Raw genomic sequence first — 19,991 nt, forward strand, 5'->3', positions numbered from 1 at the left:
GTCGTTTCTTCTCCAGTAACCCGACTTTTCCCGCCTATTGCTCACCGGAGCGTCGTTTCTTCTCCTGTAACCCGACTTTTCCCGCCTATTGCTCACCGGAACGCCGTTTCTTCTCCAGTAACCCAACTTTTCCCGCCTATTGCTCACCGGAACGCCGTTTCTTCTCCTGTAACCCGACTTTTCCCGCCTATTGCCCGCCTGAGCGCCGATTGATTCCCAGTAACCCGACTTTTCCCGCCTATTGCTCACCGGTGCGACGTTTCTTCTCCAGTAACCCGACTTTTCCCGCCTATTGCCCGCCTGAGCGACGTTTCTACTCCTGTAACCCGACTTTTCCCGCCTATTGCCCGCCTGAGCGACGTTTCTTCTCCAGTAACCCGACTTTTCCCGCCTATTGCCCGCCTGAGCGCCGTTTCTTCTCCTGTAACCCGACTTTTCCCGCCTGTTGCTCACCGGTGCGACGTTTCTTCTCCTGTAACCCGGCTTTTCCCGACTATTGCCCGCCTGAGCGCCGAATGGTTCCCAGTAACCCGACTTTTCCCGCCTATTACCCACCGAGAGAGAGATTAGCGGAGAATATAGTCTCGTCCAAGCGGCAGCACAACATAGGCGTGATTCCGTAGTTTACCTTCCTTCAAAGGCATTATTAATTTCTTTACCATCAGATCGCGTACAATCCGCCTTGCACCGTCTTCGCCCAGACCCAAACAATACTTCACATCCTCCAACCGAAACGGCCGCATCAGCAGCAACCCGTATCTCAGCACCTCCCGTTCGTATACCGATAGCTCCTCCATGGCTCGGCTACCCGCGACGCCGCCGTGCACGCCGAGAAACTCGCGCAGGTCCTGTCGGCACATCTCCGGCTCCTTGTCGAGCTCGTCTTTACTGAACGGGTAGTACACGAACTTGTACCCGGCCAGCTTCCGAACCCGACGGCGCTCGTAAGCGAACCGACGGCGCGTGATCGTCTCCGCGTGCGGGACGAACCCTTCGCATTCGAACGCAATCGCAAGCGGTTCATAGAAAGCGTCGATGAAGTTGCGTTCCCCGTTCGCGCCGCGTACTTCGTATTCAAGTATGATCCCGTCAAAAGACCCAAGCACGGCCAACACCACCTCCAACAACTTCCTTGTCCCCGTCAAATCCCCTTCCAGCAGCTCCTTTCTCTGTCCTCGCGCGCCTGCTCGTTGTTCCTCCACGAACCCGTCGATCGTCTCCTCGACCGTCATCGCGTACCCTCCTCTTCGGCCGAAGCCAAAATAAAAACGCCGCCTGCCCCGAATCCGGGACAAACGGCGTGTGCTTCACGCAGTCGCTTGCGTTATTCGATTATCCGATCTCCGCTTAATTAGCCACGATATTGACGAGCTTGCCCTTCACCGCGACGACTTTGCGGACGGTTTTGCCTGCGATGAGCGCCTGCACCTTCTCGAGGTCCATCGCGATCGCCTGCATGCCCGACTCGTCGAGATCGGCGGCGATGCTGACGCGGTCGGCGATCTTGCCGTTCACTTGGACGACGATCTCGACTTCCGCGTCCACGACGAGCGAGACGTCGTACGCCGGCCATGGCGCGTAAGACACGGAGCCTTCGCCGCCGAGCTTCTCCCACAGCTCTTCGGCGATGTGCGGCGCGATCGGCGACAGCATCTGCACGAAGTGTCTCATCGCTTCCGCAGGCAGTGCTTCGGCCTTGTACGCGTCGTTGACGAAAATCATCATCTGGCTGATCGCCGTGTTGAATCGAAGCGCCTCGTAGTCTTCGCCGACTTTCTTGAGGCTCTTGTGCCACGTGCGGCGGAACGATTCCTCTCCCGGAACGTCCTTGATCTTCTCGTTCAGATTGCCGTTGTCGTCGACGAACAACCGCCAGACGCGCGCGAGGAAGCGGTACACGCCTTCCACGCCGTTCGTGTTCCATGGCTTCGTCGCTTCGAGCGGGCCCATGAACATCTCGTACATGCGCAATGTATCGGCCCCGAATTCCCCGACGATCTCGTCCGGGTTGATGACGTTGCCGCGGGACTTAGACATCTTCTCGTTGTTCGTGCCGAGTATCATGCCTTGGTTCACGAGCTTATGGAACGGCTCTTTCGTGTTCACGACGCCGATATCGTACAGAACCTTATGCCAGAAACGCGCGTACAGCAAGTGAAGAACCGCGTGCTCCGCGCCGCCGATGTACAGGTCGACCGGCAGCCATTCCGCTTGCTTCTCCGGCGAACAGATCGCGTCCGCGTTCTTCGGATCGATGAACCGCAAGTAGTACCAGCAGCTGCCGGCCCATTGCGGCATCGTGTTCGTCTCGCGGCGGCCCTTCAGTCCCGTTACCGGATGAACGACGTTCAACCAGTCCTCGACGTTCGCGAGAGGCGATTCGCCCGTGCCAGACGGCTCGATCGCGTCGACGTCAGGCAGCAGCAATGGCAGCTCCGACTCTTCGACCGTCGTCATCGTGCCGTCTTCCCAGTGGATGACCGGGATCGGCTCGCCCCAATAACGCTGGCGGCTGAACAGCCAGTCGCGCAGACGGTACGTGATTTTGCCTTTGCCCTTGCCCGCTTGCTCCAGATGAGCGATCATCGCGGCAATCGCGTCCGCCGTGTTCTTCCCGTTCAAAAAGTCCGAATTCACCAGAGCGCCGTCGCCCGTATACGCCGCTTCTTCGACGTTGCCGCCCGCGACGACCTCGACGATCGGCAGTCCGAACTTCCTCGCGAATTCCCAGTCGCGCTCGTCGTGACCCGGTACGGCCATGATCGCGCCCGTGCCGTAACCGCCGAGCACGTAGTCCGCGATCCAGATCGGCACCTTCGCGCCGTTCACCGGATTGATCGCGTACGCGCCCGTAAATACGCCGCTCTTGTCTTTGGCCAGATCCGTGCGCTCCAGGTCGCTCTTGCGAGCAGCCGCATCGACATACGCGTCTACAGCCGACTTTTGCTCCGCGGACGCGATAACGCCCACCAACTCATGCTCCGGAGCCAATACGCAGTACGTCGCGCCGAACAGCGTGTCCGGACGCGTCGTGAATACAGTAAGCGCCGCGTCATGGCCCTCGATCGCGAAGTTCACTTCCGCGCCCGTCGACTTGCCGATCCAGTTACGCTGCATGTCCTTGATGCTCTCGGACCAATCAAGCTCTTCCAAGTCCTCCAGCAACCGCTCGGCGTATTCCGTAATCTTCAGCATCCATTGGCGCATCGGCTTGCGGATGACCGGGTGGTTGCCGCGCTCGCTCAAGCCGTCGATGACTTCCTCGTTCGCCAACACCGTGCCCAGCGCCGGACACCAGTTGACCGGTACTTCGGCGACGTAGGCCAACCCTTTTTTGTACAATTGAATGAAAATCCACTGCGTCCACTTGTAGTAATCCGGATCCGTCGTGCTGAACTCGCGGTCCCAGTCGTACGAGAAGCCGAGCGACTTGATCTGGCGGCGGAAGTTGTTGATGTTCTCCACCGTGATCTCGCGCGGATGGCGTCCGGTCTGCAGGGCGTACTGCTCGGCAGGCAACCCGAACGCGTCCCACCCCATTGGATGGAGGACGTTGAAGCCTTTCATCCGCTTGTAGCGGCTGACGATATCGGTAGCCGTGTAGCCTTCCGGGTGGCCGACGTGCAGCCCCGCCCCGGACGGATACGGGAACATATCCAGCGCGTAAAATTTCGGTTTGTCCGCTTCCTCGGTCGTGCGGAACGTCTTGTTCGCGTCCCAATATTGCTGCCACTTGGGCTCGATCGTAAGCGGACGGTAGCCCTGCTGATTCTCTTGCGTCATAACTTGTTACCCCTCTCCAAATTAAAAAAACCCCGCGTCTCTAGCGTTATCGCTAGGGACGAGAGGATCAATTCCCGTGGTACCACCCTAGTTGACGGCGGCCCTGCTTGGGCATCCGTCCACTCGTTCCTCTTAACGCGAGGTTCACGTCCGATCTACCCGGCATCGCCGCTCGATCCGAAGGCTCCAAGGCGAGTTCATCGTCCGCGTTAGCCGGCTTGCACCTTCCGCCGGTTCTCTGGGTAACGCGCGCGCGATTACTATTCCTTATCTCAGCCAAAGTATGCCATGATTATAGCGAATCGGAACGATCGATGTCAAGCCGGGCCGGGCGCCCGCCTAACGCCTTGCCGCCCCGTTCCAGAACAGCTCGACGACCCCTTCCGCCAGTTCCTCGACGGACGGCTTGCGCTCGCCGAACCGTTCCCGGTTGCCCAGCATGAGCAGCGCGGAGAACGCATGGGAGAGCATCATCGGATCGCCCGGCGCGAGCTCGCCCTTGTCCATCTCGGCCCGGAACGCCTCCGCGAGCCCTTCGTGAATGCCGTGCTCCGCTTTCCGGATGCTCTGCAGCTGCTCTTCCGTCAAGAAGGGCACGGCTTCCTTCATCATGCTCTCGAAATCCGTATGCGTGCGAGACAGCTTCGTGCGGGCAAGCTTCGACAGCCGCGCTCTTAGATCGCCTTCGTCTTCGAGAATCGCCATCGTGCGCATCCGTACGCGCACGAACATCTCGATGACGGACGTCGTGAACAGCTCGGCTTTATTTTCGAAATAATAGTACACCGACGCCTTCGTGACGCCCGCATGCTCCGCGATCATATTAATCGATACCGGCTCGTATCCGAGCTCCATGAACAACCTCGACGCGGCGCCCAGCACCGTCTCCCGCATCGATACCCCGCCGGCTTGCAGCCTCGGCCTTCCCGGCGCCCGTCTGGATGAATCGTCCGTCGGATTCATTCCCCAGTCCTCCCGTTCGTCGAAACGATGATGTTTGCGATAAAATTAACCCTTCGGTATAATTCCTGTTGCATAATTAACCTTCCGGTATATATAATTTAGGTGTCAACGTCATTATAGCCCAAACAAGCAACGATTACATCGTTAAAAATGCGGAGAGGACGAATGTACATGCATCAAAATGCCGGAATCGCTAAATGGGTCGCAGGCAAGAAGTCGAAATGGGTAACTCTACTCGTCTGGATCGTCGCGGCAGCCTTGCTCAGCGCGTTATTGCCGAGCGCGAGCAGCCAGGAGAACAACAACGCGGCCAACCTTAGCGCAAGTAAGCCGTCCGTGCAAGCGGAGACGATCGCGCAGCGCGAATTCGCCGGCGGCGCGGACATTCCCGCGCTATACGTCTGGCACCGCGAAGGAGGATTGACGGACGACGACCTCGGCGCCATTCAGCGTTGGTCCGCCCAGCTCGCCGCGGCTCCGGCGCCTCATCAAACGTCAATCCCGCCGCTGCATCAATTGCCCGCGGAAGCGCTGAAGGCCGAGCTATCCGAAGACGGCAGCACGTTCGTCGCTCCCGTCCTCTTCGACAAGCAGGCGGACGTCGAGCTGTTGAAGGAAGGCGTCGAGCATATACAGGCGGAGACCGTCGCTCTGCTCGGCGAAGATCCGTTCGCGGAGCCGACGAGCGGCACCGACAAGCTGAGCGTGCGCGTCACCGGCCCGGTCGGCATCCAGATCGACGCCACCGGCTTGTTCAAGAACGCCGACGTCTCGCTGCTGATCGGCACCGTGCTGCTCGTGCTCGTGCTGCTCCTGCTCATCTATCGCTCGCCGATTCTGGCGCTCATCCCGCTCGTCGCCGTCGGCTTCGCCTACGGCGTCATTAACCCGGTGCTCGGCTGGATGGCTTCCGAAGGGTGGATCGTCTTCGATTCCCAAGCGCTGTCCATCATGACGGTGCTGCTGTTCGGCGCCGGAACGGATTATTGCTTGTTCCTCATCTCCCGGTTCCGACAGCTGCTGAAGACGGAAGACAACGCAGGCCGTGCGCTGCTCTCGGCTATCACAGGCTCGTCCGGAGCGATCGCGATGAGCGGTCTGACCGTCGTACTGTCGCTTCTCGCCCTGCTCGTCGCGGAATACGGCGTCTACCAGCGCTTCGCGGCGCCGTTCAGCATCGCAATCCTGATCATGGGCATCGCCAGCCTGACGCTAGTGCCGGCGTTGCTCGCCATCATCGGCCGCGCCTCCTTCTTCCCGTTCGTGCCTCGCACGCCAACGATGCGCGCCGAACGAGCTAAACGCCGCGGCTTGCCCGCTCCGGACGCCTCGGCGGAGCGCGCGCCCCGCAACTGGGCCGGACGGTCGGTCGTCGCCAAGCCGGGCCTCATCATCGCCGTTTGCATCGTCTTCCTCGGCGGCTTCGCGGCGTTCGCGACGCAGATCAAAGTGACGTACGACATCCTGTCTTCTTTCCCGAAAGATATGGCTTCTCGCGAAGGGTTCGCCTTGATCGGGGAGAAGTTCTCCCCCGGCGAGTTGGCGCCCGTCCAAGTCATCGTCGATACTCAAGGCAAGGACGTGCCGCTTCAAGAGAAGCTAGCCGCTCTGCCTTACGTAGACCGCGTGAGCGAGCCGCAAGCCGGTTCGGCCGATCCGAAAATCGTGAAATACGATGTCGAGCTCGCGATGAATCCGTACGCGCTGGAAGCGATGGATCTCATTCCGGACTTGCGCGAGGCGACTCGGCAAGCGCTCGCCGACGCAGGCATCGCGGACTCTGAAGATCGCGCTTGGATCGGCGGACAAACCGCAGAGCAGCACGATGCGAAGGCGACAGGCGACCGGGACACGAAGCTGATCATCCCGATCGTCATCGGACTCATTACGCTGCTGCTGCTCGCTTACCTCCGATCCGTCGTCGCGACCGTCTATCTGGTGCTGACCGTCATCTTGTCCTACTTCTCGGCGCTCGGACTCGGGTGGATCGTGCTGCACTACGGCTTCGGCGCGGACGCGATCCAAGGTTCGATTCCGCTGTACGCGTTCGTCTTCCTCGTAGCGCTTGGCGAAGACTACAACATCTTCATGATCTCTAGCATCTGGCAGAAGCGCGGGAAAATGCCGCTCGGCCAAGCGATTCGCGAAGGGGTCGGCGAGACGGGGGCCGTCATTACGTCCGCGGGCCTCATCCTCGCCGGGACGTTCGCGGTGCTCGCGACGCTGCCGATCCAAGTGCTCGTGCAGTTCGGCCTCATTACCGCGATCGGCGTGCTGCTCGATACGTTCGTCGTTCGGCCGTTCCTCGTGCCCGCCATTACGATGAAGCTCGGCAACCTCGCATTCTGGCCTGGCAAGCCGGGCAAGACGATCAAGGCGGAACACAATCGCGTCACCGTTAACGAATAAGCGCATGATACGACAAAGGCAACGACCCGTAATGGGATCGTTGCCTTATTTGCAATCTCAACTTCGCGTTAAGCAGGCTTTCGGGCGACGTAGAACAATCTCTCGGATTGCTCGTTCGGCGCGTCCCACGTGAAGTCCGCGGTACGGTGCAGCAGCTCGAAGCCCGCCGTCCGAAGCTGTTCGGCGATCCATTCGGGATCGTACGCGCGCTGGGAGTGGGATTCTTCGAATCTGCGATAGACCGCTTCCGAACCGCCGACGCTCTCGTCGCGGACGAAGAACGTCAAGTCGTGGTCGATCGTGCGGGTATCCGGATCGTAATCGCACGTCCATAAGTAGGCGACGTCCTTCTCGTCCAGCACGAAGGGCTGCTCGTCCGCGTAGCGCTCGAACGTGATCGGCGCATGGACGTCGAACAGGAACAGCCCGCCCGGCGCCAAGCCCGCGTACGTATGCCGCAGCGCCGCGACGACGTCGTCCGGCTCGGTCAAGTAATTCAAGCAGTCGCAGAAGCTGATGACCGCATCGACCGGCTCCGGCAGCTCCCAATCCCGCATGTCTTGCTGCAGCCAACGAATCGTGCCCGGTTCATCATCGCCGTTTCCGCGGCGCGGCTCGTCCCACTTACTCCGGGCGATAGACAGCATCTCCGCCGATAGATCGATGCCGTATACGGCGAAGCCCGAACGCGCGAGCGGGATCGACATGTTGCCCGTGCCGCAGCCCAAGTCGACGATCGTCTTCGGCATGCCGTGCTTCTGCCAACATTTGCGGGCGAAGCTCATCCATTCCGCGTAAGGCATTTCTTCCATCAACCGATCGTATACGGAAGCGAATTGCCGATAAGAACGCATAGCTGTCTCTCCATTATTCGATCATAATATCGGATGATTAAGCGTTGTCCGTCTGTTGCGGTTCTTCGCTCTTGCCAGCCAAGTACGTCCAAGCGCCCTTCTGCGTGACGAGTCCTTCCTTCATCAGCTTGCCGAGTGCTCGCTTGAACGCGCCCTTGCTCAGGCCGAACCGGCGCTGGATATCTTCCGCGCTCGTCTCGTCCGAGTAAGGCATACCTCCGTTCGGACGCTCCTTCAGGAACGCGAGCAGCCGATCCGCGTCTTCCACCCGGCCGGTCTCTTTCGCGGCGCGAATGCTAAGGCTTACTCTGCCGTCTTCGCGCACTTGCGTCACGCGGGCATTGAACTTCTGCCCGACGCGAAGTGGATGGACCATCGAAGAGTTATGGATATACCCGAGCGCGCCGTAGCCGAGCACGCCGCCGTCCACGAGCGTGAACACGCCGTCGCGGAACACGTCCGTGACCCAGCCTTCCTTCCACTCGTTGTTCCAGGTCGTCGGCGCGCGGAATACGTAAGGCTCGATATCCTCGAGCTTCGCGAGGCGGGCGAGCATGCGCCCTTCCTTGTCGTGCTTCATGACGACGTGAACTTCGTCGCCCTTCTGCGGCCACACGTCCCTGCGGCCTTCCGGAAGCTCCTTCAACGGAAGGAGCAACTGACGTCCGATGCCGATCTCGAGGAAAAACCCGAACCGGGGATGATAGTCGGCCACTTCGACGCGCGCCATCTCCCCGACGACGAGGTAAGGCTTCCGCAGCGTGGCGGTCATCCGTTCCTTGTCGTCATGGAACAAGAAAACTTCGACTTCCGCTCCGAGCTCATGCTTCGCGCCGACCGATTCGCCGTAAGGAAGCAGCACTTCTTCTCCCCCGTCGTCCTCGCTGCCGAGAAACCATCCGTACGGGGACACCTCCCGGAGAACCCGCAGCGTCCTCAGCGTTCCGGCGACGAGACTCATGCGAGCTCAACCGCCTTCGCGTCCGACCATAGACGCTCCAAGTGGTAATACTCGCGTTCGTCGCGATGGAACACGTGAGCGACGACGTCGCCCATGTCGACGAGCACCCATCTCGCGGTGTCCATGCCTTCCAGACGTACGCGGGCGCCGCTCAGCTCCGCGCGCTTGCGGATTTCCGTGGCGATCGATTGCACCTGCGTGTCCGAATTACCATGGCAAATGACGAAGTAATCCGCGACGAGCGAGATGCCTTGCAAGTTCAGAGCGACGAGATCGTGCGCTTTTTTCTCCTCCGCCCCGTCGATGACCGATTTCAATAAATTTTCCGAGTTTCCTGCCATGTCTCAGCCTCCATTAACGTTAATTTCCTGATGTATCGTCGCCTTCTACCTGTAGTATGAGACCGTTGCGCGCGCTAATCGTAAGGGGAAAAATCCGTCTACCTCTCTCGAGCAGCAGCGCGATGGTAGAATCGAAGCCCGCGATAAGCGCCTGCTCCAGACTCGTCTTCGCCAGCTCCCGAATCCGGTCCACGCCGGGAAAGTCGCGTCCCGGTTCCATGTAGTCGGCCAGACATACGATCTTGTCGAGAAGCGTCATGCTCTCTCGTCCGGAAGTGTGATACCGAATCGCGTCCAGCACCTCTTCGTCCGCGATGCCGTGCTCCGTCCGAACCGCCCAGGCGCCGACGTGCGCGTGCCATAGTTCCTTGTCGTATTCGAGCAACTCCGGCGGCAACCGCTCTTCCCTAATGACCTTCTCCATCCGGCTCGTCTGCCAAGACTTCGAGTAGTCGTGCAGCAGCGCGGCGAGCTCCGCCTTGCGAACGTCGCCGCCGAACCTGCCGGCGAGCTCGATCGCCGTATCCACGACGCCGAGCGTATGCCTCCACCTTTTATCCGGCATCTGTCCGCGCGTCGCTTCCCTCAGCAGCTCAAGTTCCATATAATTCATTCCTTCGGATATAATCTTGAACCGCTTCCGGCACGAGGTAGCGGATCGATCTGCCTTCCTTGAGCCGGCGGCGGATATCCGTCGAAGAGATGCCGAGCGGAGGCATCGCCGCCCTCAGCAGTCGACGCCTCACGGAGGCCGGCAGCTGCGTATCGTCCGCCGGTTGATCGGGCCTCTCCAGCCCGATGAAGGAAATACGCTCCAGCAACTCGTCGATGCGTCGCCAATTCGGCAGATCGTTCACCATGTCGGAACCGATGATCCAATACAGCTGCGCCTCCGGATCCCGCGCCTGCAGCGCGATGACGGTATCGATCGTGTAGGAGGCGCCTTCGCGCTCCAGCTCGATCGTCTCCAACCGGAACGCCGGATTGCCGGTGATGGCCGCCTGCAGCATGTCGCAACGCGCCTTCGTACCGGTACCCGGCTGCGGCTTATGCGGCGGGATCGAAGTCGGCACGAACCAGACTTCGTCCAGCTTGGCGGCTTCCCTGGCCGATTCCGCGGCGAGCAGATGACCGATATGAACCGGATCGAACGTGCCGCCCATGAGGCCGATTTTTCTCATGCGATTCCGCCTCTCGTCTTAACGTGGCAATACGATCTGCTTGTTCTCGCGCGATTCCTTGTATAGAACGATCGTCTTGCCGATCACTTGCGCCAGCTCGGCGCCGGAGCGCTCCGCCAGCTCTTCGCCGATCGCCTTCGGATCGTCGAGGCAATTGTTCAAGACGGATACTTTAATGAGCTCGCGCACTTCGAGCGCTTCCTCGATGTGGCGGATGAGATGATCGTTCGTGCTGCCCTTGCCCACTTGGAAAATCGGTTTCAGATGGTGCGCGAGCGAACGTAAATGGCGTTTCTGTTTGCCTGTCAACATGGAGTTTCCTGCTTTCTTCGATTCGATTAAGAGAACGACGCCATGACGGCTTCCCGCATGACCAAGGCCGGAGCCGTCTCCCCGGTCCAGTATTCAAAGGCATATGCGCCTTGGTAGATGAACATGCCGAGGCCGCCATGCGCGCGGCAGCCGTGCGCTTCCGCTTCCTTCAGAAACTTCGTCGTAAGCGGATTGTAGATCAGATCGCTCGCGACGGCGCCCGGCTTCAGCCAGGTCGGATCGATCGGAACGGCGTCCGTGTTCGGAGACATGCCGACGGAAGTCGTATTGATGACGACGTCCGCATCGCGGCAAGCTTCGCGCAAGTCCGCCCATGGGACGGTCTCGATCTCGAATTCCGAAGCGAACGCCGAGGCGACCTCTTGCGCCTTCTGTTCGGTACGGTTCGCGAGAATGAGCTTGGCGGGCTTCTCTCGGGCAAGCGCCCATAGGATGCCGCGGGACGCGCCGCCCGCGCCTAGGACGACGATGCTGCGGCCTGCCAAGTTCGGTTCCGCCTCTTCTTTCAGAGAGCGGACGTAGCCGATGCCGTCCGTATTATATCCGACGAGCCGGCCGTTATCGTTCACGATCGTGTTGACCGCTCCCGCGGCTTGCGCTCCCGGATGAATCTCGTCGAGATATTGCATCACTTCAATCTTGTGCGGAATCGTCACGTTCAATCCGCGGAATCCGAGCGCCCGAACGCCCGCGATCGCCTCGCCGAGCCGCCCCGGCGCGACGTGGAACGCCGCGTACGCGCCGTTGATGCCTTTCTCCCGGAACGCGCGGTTCAGCATGACGGGAGACTTCGAATGGCGGATCGGATCGCCGATCACGCCGTACAGCACCGTGTAGCTATCCATCTATCGATTGCTCCTCCCCAGAGCGATTCGTTACTCCGCTGATCTATTGGCCGTTGCCGAGAATGCAATCGCGGAGCATCACCTTGACGCCGCGCGGGGCATACACGTCGACCGTCGCGCCCGAAGTGCCGTTCGCTTGGATCCATCCGAGGCCGGATACGAAAATATCCTGCGCCTTGCCCGGTTGGATGCGCAGCCGATGCCGCGTCCAAGCCGGCAACGCGTCGAGATCCGCCAACTCCGGCGGACTCAGCATCGTTCCCTTATGCTCGGCGTACAGCTCGTCCGCCCGTTCCATCTTCGTTCGATGAATGTTAAGTCCGCCGGATACGAATGCCGTGAACGACTGACGGTCTCCTTCGACGAAGTCGAAACGAGCCATCGCGCCGAAGAACAGCGTCTGCTTCGCGTTCAGCTGATAAGTCATCGGCTTCAGCGGCTTATCCGGCATGATCGTACCGAGATCTTTGCGCAGCACGAGCTCGGTCAGTCTCGAAGCATAGACGATGCCCGGCGTATCGATGATGCTATGTCCGTCGTCGAGCGGAATATGAACGGCGTCGAGCGTCGTGCCCGGGTAGCGGGACACGGTCAGCTCGCGCTTCAAGTCGCTGTAATCCGAGATGAGCCGGTTAATGAGCGTGCTCTTGCCGACGTTCGTCGCGCCGACGACGTAGACGTCGCGCTTGCCTCGCAGCGCCGTTACCGCTTCGACGACGCGGTCGAAGCCGATGTTGCGGCGCGCGCTGCACAAGACGACGTCCGCGACCTTCAAACCGTTCTCGCGGGCTTGCTTCTGCACCCAGTTGCGCATCCGGTTCCAGTTCGTTACGCGCGGCAGCAGATCGATCTTGTTCACGACGAGAAGAACCGGATTGTTGCCGACGAACCGTTGCAGCCCGGAAATCAAGCTTCCCTCGAAGTCGAACAGATCGACGATGTGCACGACCAAGCTTTCCGTCGAAGCGATGCTGCCTAGCAGCTTCAGGAATTCGTCTTGATCGACCGTCACCGACGATGCTTCATTATAATGCTTGATCCGGAAGCAGCGCTGGCAGATCGCGCCTTCCTTATCGATCGATGCCGCCGGCACGAAGCCGGGCGATTGCTGGCTATCGCCTTGCAAGGCGATGCCGCAGCCCGCGCAGCGCGGAACGCGTTCTACGTTGGTCGATGCCACGTTACCGCCCTCCTTTGTCGATCGGCCATAGCCCTTGGCGGCGAAGCCTGGAGAGGGCGATCTTCTCGATGACGCGGTTGACCCGCGTTCCCAAGCCTTCTTCGTTCCTCGCGATCGGCGTCACGAGAATCGTGTGAAGCCCCGCTCGCCGTCCTCCGAGAACGTCCGTCATCATCTGGTCTCCGACGACGACGGCCTGCTCGGGCTTGAGCCCGAGCCGCGCGATCGCCTCGCCGAACGCCCTGCTCGTCGGCTTGCGCGCGGCAGGAATATAAGGGATGCCCAGCGGCTCGGCGAATCGCTTCACCCGGCCGCTGTTGTTATTGGACAAGATGATGACTTTGAAGCCCATGTCTCTCAGAACGTCCAGCCAAGCGATCAGCTTGGGCGTCGCGAGCGGCGTCCGGGCGCTGACCAGCGTGTTGTCCAGATCGGTAATGATGCCCTTCACGCCTCGGGCGGTTAAATCGTTCAGATCGATATCGAACACGGTATTCACGATCTGATCGGGAATCAAACGCTTGAACATCTAGGTAATTACTCCTGTCCCCGTAAGGCTAATCTTCCTCAAAATATACCATACCGAATCGCCCGAAGTAAAACGGCCGGCGCCCCCGAAGGGAAGCGCCGGCCGGCTGCCGTGCCTTACAAAGCTTTGCGGATGTTCGTCGCGGCGGCATTGAACGCCTGCAGCCGCTGCTCGTTGCCGCGGTTGTGGCCGTACCTCGCGAGTTCGAAATGCTGAAGCGCGTTATCGAATTCCGGACGAAGGGAGCCGAATTTGCCGCCCCATCTGGAGAACGACTCCCGCATCGTCTCGTGCGCTTCCCTGCGAAGGCCCCTTCGGTGAAGGAAGACGACCAGTCGCTCCATCTCCCTGACGACGCGCTGATCCGGCGTGGAACCGTAATACCGCAGACGGCGCCAGAGATTGCCTCCACCGTCCAAGCGGCGGAACAGCAGCAAGGCTACCCCGCCAAGTACGAGCACCGAACCTGCGATGGCAACGACCGGAACGAGCCAGCCGTTCTTCTCGTTCGTCTCGGTCTCGGTTACGGGATCGGCGATCGCAGGCGTCGACGTATCGATCTCGGCAGGAGCGCCTTCCGGACGCGGCAACGGCAAGCTGAAGCCCGACGTCGGCTCGAACGGAACCCAGCCGTAGCCTTCGAAGTACACCTCGGCCCACGAGTGGGCGTCGGCGTTGCGAACGGTATACGTGCCGGCGCCGGACGGGTCCGGCGTCTCGTAACCGAAGCGTTGACGCTCGATCTCCGCCGGGTCGATGCCGGTGGAATAGCCTTTGACCCAACGGGCCGGCAATCCGATCGAACGCGCCATGACGACGAACGTCGTCGAGAAGTAGTCGCAATAGCCTTCTTGAATCTCGAACAGGAACGCGTCGACGACGTCCTTGCTCGTCTGCTTGCCGACGTCCGGCGTATTGGTGTAAGGGTACGTTTCCCGCAAATACGCCTCGAGCTGCTTCGCTCTGTCATAGTCGCTTGCCAGGCCGGCCGTCTGCGCTTCGGCGAGCTCGCGGACCCGTTGCGGCAAGCTGTCCGGCAGTTGCAAGTAAGGCCCCAGATCAAGCGAGCTATCTTCCGCCTGCTTCAACTGCCTAAGGGCATCCTCGTCCAGCACCGGAACCTCCGAGACTACCGTGTAGCTCTCGACGCGCGTCGGCTTGTTCAGCCGAAGCTCCCACTCCTCCGCGTTCCAGAGCAGCTCGGTTTTGCCGTCCGCTTTCATCTCGGCCACTTGGTTCGCGGGACCCGCGGCGAACAGAACGGGTATCTTGTCCTTGCGCTGCACGCTGACCGTCTGCACGACTTCCTTGGTCGCGACCGTATCGGGACGCTCCGGGAGCAGCGGCAGATCGCTGTCTTTGCCGAAGGCGTAAGGCTCGAGGCTCGGGTTCTTGCGGTCTCCCCAGCCTTTGCCGGTATATACCGCCTTCGTCTCCCCGCGCCAGTAGCTGCGGTGCGAGGTCGTGATCGTCATGACCGGCGAATAATCGAACTGGAAGCCGCCGCCGATCTCCTTGTCGTCTCGGCTGTAGCCGGACAAGGATGAGCCTTTGCTGCCGCTGACGACGGGAGAATTGATGAGCACCCCGCCTTCGCCGCCGGCGTTCGGCACCGTATGTCCCTGCGCCTCCATGAAGATCGTGTACGGGTCTTCCAGCAACACCGGAACGCGCGGCATAATGATGCCGATCACAAGAACGACGCCGATGATGAGACCCGAAGGCACGATCAGATCGAACGGCCTTTCGGCGAGATGATCCCAGCTGTCCGGATGCCGGGCTTGCAGCTGTCTCAAATGCACGACGACCAGCCACACCAAACCGGCGGCGACGATCCAAGCGATGTTATGCCACAGTTGCAGCCAGTAGTAGGAATCGATCGCGGCCATCGTAAGGATCGACGTCATAAGGACGGATAACGTACCTGCCCGATTGCGTCCGATCCAAGCGAGAGCATGCGCGACGAGCAGCGTGCCGAGCGTAAGCTCGTAGAACGGATGGAGCTGATCCGCATGGAACGTAAGGAACGATTCGACGGCGTCCCAATCCCGCCAGCTCGCGGGCCATCCGCCCCAATGAACGGGCGCTTGGTAACAGATGAATACCAACGCGGCTATTAATTGAACGAGGAATCGCCAGAGGAACCCTCGCGTGAATAGAAGCTCGGTGACGGCGGCGACGGCCATCGTGCCGTAGACGATGGCATACGTCTCCTCCCACCAGAAATCGGCGAAGCACTGAATGAGCTGTAACGTAATAATCATCGCTAGAACGCGGTGTAGCCGTTCCAATACGAGTCGCTGCAAGAACAGCGCGGCGCGGTTGATCTTCATGCGCTTCCCACCCCCAAAGCGACGGGCAACTGCTCGAGCTGGGCGACGGATACGAATTCCCATTGCTTCGATTGGCACATCCATTGCCAATGGCGAAGCTTGGCCGCTTCGTCAGGCATCGGATGCTTATCCGAAATATGAATGACGCTCGGCTGCATGCGCCTGCTCTCGAGCGCGGCGAACGCCGCCGCCGTGTCTTCCTGGACGGAAGCCGTCACCATCACGATGTGAACGCCGGGTTCGTAACGCTCAGCGACCTGGCAGAGCACGTCGCTAAGCGGCATCGAACCGTCCGCTTCCACGTCGATGAGGTGTTGCATCACTTCGTCGCGGGAGACGGTCGTCTTCCCCTCCCCGAACCAGAACGCTTGCTGCCCGACGGATACGAAGCCGAGCGGCATCTTCTTCTGGACGGACAGCTCGATCAAGGAAGCGACGGCGGATACCGCGAGCTCGAACTGCTCGGCGCCGCGGTAGGTCGCGCGGTTGCGGTCCAAGAGGAACACGATGCGGGGCAGCGCTTCCCTCTCGAACTCCTTCGACTTCCATTGTCCGGTCTTCGCCGTGGCGTTCCAATGGATTCTGGATAAGCGGTCTCCGTGGATATAATCCCGTACGCCGTCGATCTGAGTCGTCTCTCTCGCGTGCTGGGACGAGTACGTGTGATGGAACACGCCTCTCTGGGCTCTTCGGAACAGCTTCCAGTCTTTCAGTTCGATCGTCCTCGGCAGCACCTGAATAAAGTGCGACTGGGAGAACGAACCCCGATGCTCGAACAACCCGAATATATCACGGGTCGAGCAGTCCGTCGGCTGGAATTGATAGACGCCGCGGCGCAGCGGCGCCGTCTCGAACCGCACCTCGCCGCGTCTCCGGTAATCGGGTACGAACGACATTTCGTATACTTGGCTTTCTCCGCCCGATCTGCGCGCGAGCTTCTCCCTTACGATGACGTAGGGAAGCGGCCAGAAGCCGGGAATTTGCATGCGAAGCGTAATGCCGATCCGCATACCCGCCATCAGGAACGCGGCGCTGCCTCCCTGGGCGTCGATCAGCCTTACGCCGTTCACGCCGGCGATGCCGCTCCAGCGTCCGAGCATCAAGTAGACGCCCAACACGTTCAGGATCGCGAACAGCATGAGGGACGTTTTGCCGCCTTGGAACAGGACGTAGCATGCGGCGGTGACGTATAGGATCGAACTGAACAACCAAGTACGCGACATCAGCCGGAGCATGATTAACGCTCCATGCCGACGGGTACCGGCAAGTTTCTAAGCACGTCGTGCAGCACGTTCGCGGTCGTCGTGCCCTGCATTCTCGCTTCGGAGCGCAGGTGCAGCCGGTGGCTGAGCACGAGGTACGACATCGCCTTGACGTCGTCGGGCAGCACGAAGGCGCGATGCTGCAAGAACGCGTAAGCTTTCGCCGCGGACGCGAGCGCGACGGCCGCGCGCGGGCTTGCCCCGAGCAGCACGCTCGGATGCTTGCGGGTGCCGCGGATGAGCGCGATCAAGTAATCGGCGACGCTCGCGTCCAGGTGGATCGCTTCGGCAAGCTTCTGCATGCGCGCGATGTCTTCGACGCTCGCGACCGCCTGCAACGATTCCGCGGCGCGGCTCGCGTTCGGCTCGAGAATCAGGCGTTTCTCGGACAGTTCGTCCGGATAGCCTAGCTTTATTTTCATAAGGAAACGGTCCAATTGCGCTTCGGGCAAGCTATACGTGCCTTCGAAGTCGATCGGGTTCTGCGTCGCGAACAGCATGAACGGCTGAGGCAGCACGTGGGTCTCTCCGTCGACGGACACGCGTCTCTCCTCCATCGCTTCGAGAAGGGCGGATTGCGTCTTCGTCGTCGCCCGGTTAATCTCGTCGGCGAGCAGCAGGTTCGCCATGACGGGGCCCGGTCGGAACACGAATTGCTCCAGCTTCGGATGATAGATGGACACGCCCGTAATATCGGTCGGCAATAAGTCCGGATTGCATTGAATACGATGGAACACGCCTCCCACGGATAGCGCGAGGGCCTTGACCATTTGGGTTTTACCGGTGCCCGGCACGTCCTCGATCAGCACGTGTCCGCCGGCCAGCAACGCCGTCAGCATCCATGCAATCTCGTCTTTCTTGCCGTAAATGCAAGATTCCATATTGCGTCTGATTTGATCCAATAATTGCATCGCGCCTTGGTGATCCATGCCGTTGCCTCCTATGGAATCTACTTTGATAGTGGATTATTTGCGTATATACATTATACCGAATTATGGATGCGATTGAAATTTTAGATTCTTACAAAAAACAATAGAAAAACAGCCAAACCTGGATAAGGTTGGGCTGTTCGATTCAAAACATGATCGATTCGGGGCGGAGGCGGCCGATTATCCTTTCGGACGCACGACGAGCGCGGCGAGGAACGAGAAGACGATCGCAGCCGATATGCCGGCGCTCGTGATCGAGAATATTCCCGTAATAACTCCGATCCAGCCATCCTGCTGCAGCTCGGTAAGCGCCCCGTGCACCAAGGCGTTGCCGAAGCTCGTGATCGGAACCGTCGCGCCCGCGCCAGCGAAGTCGACAAGCGGATCGTACCAACCGACAGCGTCCATCGCCGCGCCGAGAACGACGAGCAGAGACATCGTATGCGCCGGCGTCAGCTTCGCGACGTCGAAGCACAGCTGGCCGAATACACAAATGCCGCCGCCGACGATGAAAGCCCAGACATAAGGCATCATAAGCAGGCCTTCCTTCATATTGGTATATGCTTATACGCTTAATTCGGAGATTCGATGGCGACCGCGTGCGCGATGCACGGAATCGTCTCTCCTTGCTGATACGACAGCGGGCTTAATAACGCGCCGGTGGCGACGACCAGAATTCGCTTCCACTCGCCCGAGGCGATCCGCTTGAGCAGGTGGCCGTACGTAACGACCGCGGAGCACGCGCATCCGCTGCCGCCGGCCTGAACCTTCTGGTTGGCGACGTCGTAGATCAGAAGGCCGCAATCGAGGAACGTCGTCTGCTGCATCGGAACGCCGTTGCGCTTCAGCAGATCGTTCGCGATCGGATGGCCGACGCTAGCCAAATCCCCGGTAATGATCGCGTCGTAATAGCCCGGCGACCTGCCCGTATCCTCCAGATGACCTTGGATCGTGTCGACCGCCGCGGGAGCCATTGCCGCCCCCATGTTGAAAGGGTCGGTAATGCCGAGATCCATGACTTTGCCGATCGTCGCCGCCGTGATGACCGGGCCGTCGCCCTGCTTCGCGACAATCGACGCACCCGCTCCGGTGACCGTATACTGCGCCGTCGGCGGCTTCTGCGAGCCGTACTCCGTCGGATAGCGGAACTGCTTCTCCACCGTGCAGTTATGGCTGCACGTGCCCGCCATGACGTGCTTGCCGGCGCCCGACGCGACGATCAGCGAAGCGACCGCCAACGACTCCATCGACGTCGAGCACGCGCCGAACACGCCGAGATACGGCGCCCCTAGCGTACGGGCGGAGAACGTCGAGCTGATAATCTGATTCAGCAGATCGCCGCCGACGTAGAAGTTCACGTCCCCCGGCTTCAGCTTCGCATGCTGCAGCGCGATATCGGACGCTTGCTCCATCAACGCCCGTTCGGCCTTCTCCCAGCTCGGCTGTCCGATCTCCAGATCCGGATGGACGAGATCGAACGCCGACGCGAGCGGTCCTTGGCCCTCGTCGGGTCCGACCACGGTTCCGGTGGCCACGATGACCGGGGGCTCCTGGAACACCCATGAACGATTACCCTGTAGTATCATGCCACGCTCCGATCCCGAACACCCAGTAGATGATGCCTACGACGAACGCGGCCACGACCCCGTACACGATGACGGAGCCCGCCAGCTTGAACATGTTCGCGCCGACGCCGAGGACCAGCCCTTCGCTGCGGTGTTCGATGGCCGCGGAGCTCATCGAGTTCGCGAAGCCCGTTACCGGAACGGCGGTTCCCGCGCCGGCCCATTGGGCGATTTTGTCGTAGACGCCCATGCTCGTGAGAATGACGGACAACAGAATCAACACCGCGACCGTAGGGTTGCTTGCTTCTTTGGACGACATGTCGAACGCCGCCATGAAAAACTGCTGAATCGCTTGGCCGAGCGCGCAGATGAGCCCGCCGACCAGGAACGCTTTGAGACAGTTCGTCCATACGGACCGGGAAGGCTCGCGAATTTGGGCGAACGCCTTGTATTCCTTGGCGGACATCGAGACGGGCTTATAACCCTTCCCGCTCCGGCCCGCGCTTTTCACTGCCATATGCTG

At 60.4% G+C, this 19,991-nt stretch carries 20 protein-coding genes and 1 other annotated feature; of the genes, 1 reads left to right on the forward strand and 19 read right to left on the reverse strand.

Features of this window, described 5'->3' with window-relative positions:
• The 4 genes from ACFQZG_RS21385 to ACFQZG_RS21400 all read right to left on the reverse strand — a co-directional run.
• Window positions 1-453 (reverse strand): hypothetical protein (locus ACFQZG_RS21385; protein WP_378156230.1); only part of this gene is annotated, 453 nt, incomplete at its 3' end.
• Between the two features lie 113 nt (window positions 454-566).
• The gene (locus tag ACFQZG_RS21390; RefSeq protein ID WP_378156232.1) at window positions 567-1,232 is read right to left on the reverse strand and encodes a hypothetical protein; all 666 of its coding nucleotides are present in this window, start codon (window positions 1,230-1,232) and stop codon (window positions 567-569) included.
• A gap of 115 nt (window positions 1,233-1,347) precedes the next feature.
• Window positions 1,348-3,783, reverse strand: a complete 2,436-nt coding sequence (gene leuS / locus ACFQZG_RS21395; RefSeq protein WP_378156234.1) for a leucine--tRNA ligase — start codon at window positions 3,781-3,783, stop codon at window positions 1,348-1,350.
• 51 nt (window positions 3,784-3,834) lie between these two features.
• Window positions 3,835-4,066 (reverse strand) — a binding site (T-box leader).
• Between the two features lie 56 nt (window positions 4,067-4,122).
• Entirely contained in the window at window positions 4,123-4,746 is a 624-nt protein-coding gene (locus ACFQZG_RS21400; protein ID WP_378156236.1) for a TetR/AcrR family transcriptional regulator, read from the reverse strand.
• A gap of 171 nt (window positions 4,747-4,917) precedes the next feature.
• On the opposite strand from ACFQZG_RS21400, the gene ACFQZG_RS21405 reads away from it, so the two are divergent.
• Window positions 4,918-7,155 carry an MMPL family transporter gene (locus ACFQZG_RS21405; RefSeq protein ID WP_378156519.1) on the forward strand — a complete coding sequence of 746 codons (2,238 nt, stop codon included), beginning with the start codon at window positions 4,918-4,920 and terminating at the stop codon, window positions 7,153-7,155.
• A gap of 68 nt (window positions 7,156-7,223) precedes the next feature.
• On the opposite strand, the gene ACFQZG_RS21410 is transcribed toward ACFQZG_RS21405, so the two are convergent.
• The 15 genes from ACFQZG_RS21410 to spoVAC form a co-directional block, all read right to left on the reverse strand.
• On the reverse strand, window positions 7,224-8,009 hold the full coding sequence (locus ACFQZG_RS21410) for a class I SAM-dependent DNA methyltransferase (RefSeq protein WP_378156238.1): 786 nt from the start codon (window positions 8,007-8,009) through the stop codon (window positions 7,224-7,226).
• Window positions 8,010-8,046: 37 nt separating this feature from the next.
• On the reverse strand, window positions 8,047-8,970 hold the full coding sequence (locus tag ACFQZG_RS21415) for a CvfB family protein (RefSeq protein WP_378156240.1): 924 nt from the start codon (window positions 8,968-8,970) through the stop codon (window positions 8,047-8,049).
• Window positions 8,967-9,311 (reverse strand): ribosome silencing factor, encoded by a 345-nt coding sequence (rsfS, locus tag ACFQZG_RS21420; RefSeq protein WP_378156242.1) that lies wholly within the window; start codon window positions 9,309-9,311, stop codon window positions 8,967-8,969. The genes ACFQZG_RS21415 and rsfS overlap by 4 nt, the downstream gene beginning before the upstream one ends.
• Before the next feature lie 19 nt (window positions 9,312-9,330).
• Complete coding sequence (gene yqeK, locus ACFQZG_RS21425; protein ID WP_378156244.1) at window positions 9,331-9,915, reverse strand: bis(5'-nucleosyl)-tetraphosphatase (symmetrical) YqeK; 585 nt, start codon at window positions 9,913-9,915, stop codon at window positions 9,331-9,333.
• A complete protein-coding gene (locus tag ACFQZG_RS21430; RefSeq protein ID WP_378156246.1) occupies window positions 9,905-10,492 on the reverse strand; it encodes a nicotinate-nucleotide adenylyltransferase in 588 nt (195 codons plus the stop codon). Before ACFQZG_RS21430 ends, yqeK begins: the two co-directional genes overlap by 11 nt.
• Before the next feature lie 18 nt (window positions 10,493-10,510).
• Window positions 10,511-10,804 (reverse strand): ribosome assembly RNA-binding protein YhbY, encoded by a 294-nt coding sequence (gene yhbY, locus ACFQZG_RS21435; RefSeq protein ID WP_378156248.1) that lies wholly within the window; start codon window positions 10,802-10,804, stop codon window positions 10,511-10,513.
• Window positions 10,805-10,830: 26 nt separating this feature from the next.
• Window positions 10,831-11,670: a shikimate dehydrogenase gene (gene aroE / locus ACFQZG_RS21440; RefSeq protein ID WP_378156250.1), complete on the reverse strand. Its 840-nt coding sequence runs from the start codon at window positions 11,668-11,670 to the stop codon at window positions 10,831-10,833.
• 43 nt (window positions 11,671-11,713) lie between these two features.
• On the reverse strand, window positions 11,714-12,850 hold the full coding sequence (gene yqeH, locus ACFQZG_RS21445; RefSeq protein WP_378156252.1) for a ribosome biogenesis GTPase YqeH: 1,137 nt from the start codon (window positions 12,848-12,850) through the stop codon (window positions 11,714-11,716).
• A gap of 1 nt (window position 12,851) precedes the next feature.
• Window positions 12,852-13,379 (reverse strand): YqeG family HAD IIIA-type phosphatase, encoded by a 528-nt coding sequence (locus ACFQZG_RS21450; RefSeq protein WP_378156254.1) that lies wholly within the window; start codon window positions 13,377-13,379, stop codon window positions 12,852-12,854.
• Window positions 13,380-13,495: 116 nt separating this feature from the next.
• Window positions 13,496-15,712, reverse strand: a complete 2,217-nt coding sequence (locus ACFQZG_RS21455) for a transglutaminase TgpA family protein (protein WP_378156256.1) — start codon at window positions 15,710-15,712, stop codon at window positions 13,496-13,498.
• Window positions 15,709-16,947: a DUF58 domain-containing protein gene (locus ACFQZG_RS21460; RefSeq protein WP_378156258.1), complete on the reverse strand. Its 1,239-nt coding sequence runs from the start codon at window positions 16,945-16,947 to the stop codon at window positions 15,709-15,711. The genes ACFQZG_RS21455 and ACFQZG_RS21460 overlap by 4 nt, the downstream gene beginning before the upstream one ends.
• Before the next feature lie 2 nt (window positions 16,948-16,949).
• Complete coding sequence (locus ACFQZG_RS21465) at window positions 16,950-17,903, reverse strand: AAA family ATPase (RefSeq protein ID WP_378156260.1); 954 nt, start codon at window positions 17,901-17,903, stop codon at window positions 16,950-16,952.
• Window positions 17,904-18,083: 180 nt separating this feature from the next.
• The gene (gene spoVAE / locus ACFQZG_RS21470; protein ID WP_378156521.1) at window positions 18,084-18,434 is read right to left on the reverse strand and encodes a stage V sporulation protein AE; all 351 of its coding nucleotides are present in this window, start codon (window positions 18,432-18,434) and stop codon (window positions 18,084-18,086) included.
• A gap of 41 nt (window positions 18,435-18,475) precedes the next feature.
• Window positions 18,476-19,486 (reverse strand): stage V sporulation protein AD, encoded by a 1,011-nt coding sequence (gene spoVAD / locus ACFQZG_RS21475; RefSeq protein ID WP_378156523.1) that lies wholly within the window; start codon window positions 19,484-19,486, stop codon window positions 18,476-18,478.
• Complete coding sequence (spoVAC, locus tag ACFQZG_RS21480) at window positions 19,473-19,985, reverse strand: stage V sporulation protein AC (protein ID WP_378156262.1); 513 nt, start codon at window positions 19,983-19,985, stop codon at window positions 19,473-19,475. The genes spoVAD and spoVAC overlap by 14 nt, the downstream gene beginning before the upstream one ends.
• Window positions 19,986-19,991 lie beyond the last annotated feature (6 nt).

Source organism: Cohnella sp. GCM10027633 (assembly GCF_042675445.1).
Classification (GTDB): Bacteria; Bacillota; Bacilli; order Paenibacillales; family Paenibacillaceae; genus Cohnella.

Excerpts from the sequence above, each read along its gene's own strand:
- ACFQZG_RS21390 (WP_378156232.1), bottom strand. The coding sequence starts at position 1,232 with ATGACGGTCGAGGAGACGATCGACGGGTTCGTGGAGGAACAACGAGCA.
- leuS (WP_378156234.1), bottom strand. The coding sequence starts at position 3,783 with ATGACGCAAGAGAATCAGCAGGGCTACCGTCCGCTTACGATCGAGCCC.
- ACFQZG_RS21400 (WP_378156236.1), bottom strand. The coding sequence starts at position 4,746 with ATGAATCCGACGGACGATTCATCCAGACGGGCGCCGGGAAGGCCGAGG.
- ACFQZG_RS21405 (WP_378156519.1), top strand. The coding sequence starts at position 4,918 with ATGCATCAAAATGCCGGAATCGCTAAATGGGTCGCAGGCAAGAAGTCG.
- ACFQZG_RS21410 (WP_378156238.1), bottom strand. The coding sequence starts at position 8,009 with ATGCGTTCTTATCGGCAATTCGCTTCCGTATACGATCGGTTGATGGAA.
- ACFQZG_RS21415 (WP_378156240.1), bottom strand. The coding sequence starts at position 8,970 with ATGAGTCTCGTCGCCGGAACGCTGAGGACGCTGCGGGTTCTCCGGGAG.
- rsfS (WP_378156242.1), bottom strand. The coding sequence starts at position 9,311 with ATGGCAGGAAACTCGGAAAATTTATTGAAATCGGTCATCGACGGGGCG.
- yqeK (WP_378156244.1), bottom strand. The coding sequence starts at position 9,915 with ATGGAACTTGAGCTGCTGAGGGAAGCGACGCGCGGACAGATGCCGGAT.
- ACFQZG_RS21430 (WP_378156246.1), bottom strand. The coding sequence starts at position 10,492 with ATGAGAAAAATCGGCCTCATGGGCGGCACGTTCGATCCGGTTCATATC.
- yhbY (WP_378156248.1), bottom strand. The coding sequence starts at position 10,804 with ATGTTGACAGGCAAACAGAAACGCCATTTACGTTCGCTCGCGCACCAT.
- aroE (WP_378156250.1), bottom strand. The coding sequence starts at position 11,670 with ATGGATAGCTACACGGTGCTGTACGGCGTGATCGGCGATCCGATCCGC.
- ACFQZG_RS21450 (WP_378156254.1), bottom strand. The coding sequence starts at position 13,379 with ATGTTCAAGCGTTTGATTCCCGATCAGATCGTGAATACCGTGTTCGAT.
- ACFQZG_RS21455 (WP_378156256.1), bottom strand. The coding sequence starts at position 15,712 with ATGAAGATCAACCGCGCCGCGCTGTTCTTGCAGCGACTCGTATTGGAA.
- ACFQZG_RS21460 (WP_378156258.1), bottom strand. The coding sequence starts at position 16,947 with ATGCTCCGGCTGATGTCGCGTACTTGGTTGTTCAGTTCGATCCTATAC.
- ACFQZG_RS21465 (WP_378156260.1), bottom strand. The coding sequence starts at position 17,903 with ATGGATCACCAAGGCGCGATGCAATTATTGGATCAAATCAGACGCAAT.
- spoVAE (WP_378156521.1), bottom strand. The coding sequence starts at position 18,434 with ATGCCTTATGTCTGGGCTTTCATCGTCGGCGGCGGCATTTGTGTATTC.
- spoVAC (WP_378156262.1), bottom strand. The coding sequence starts at position 19,985 with ATGGCAGTGAAAAGCGCGGGCCGGAGCGGGAAGGGTTATAAGCCCGTC.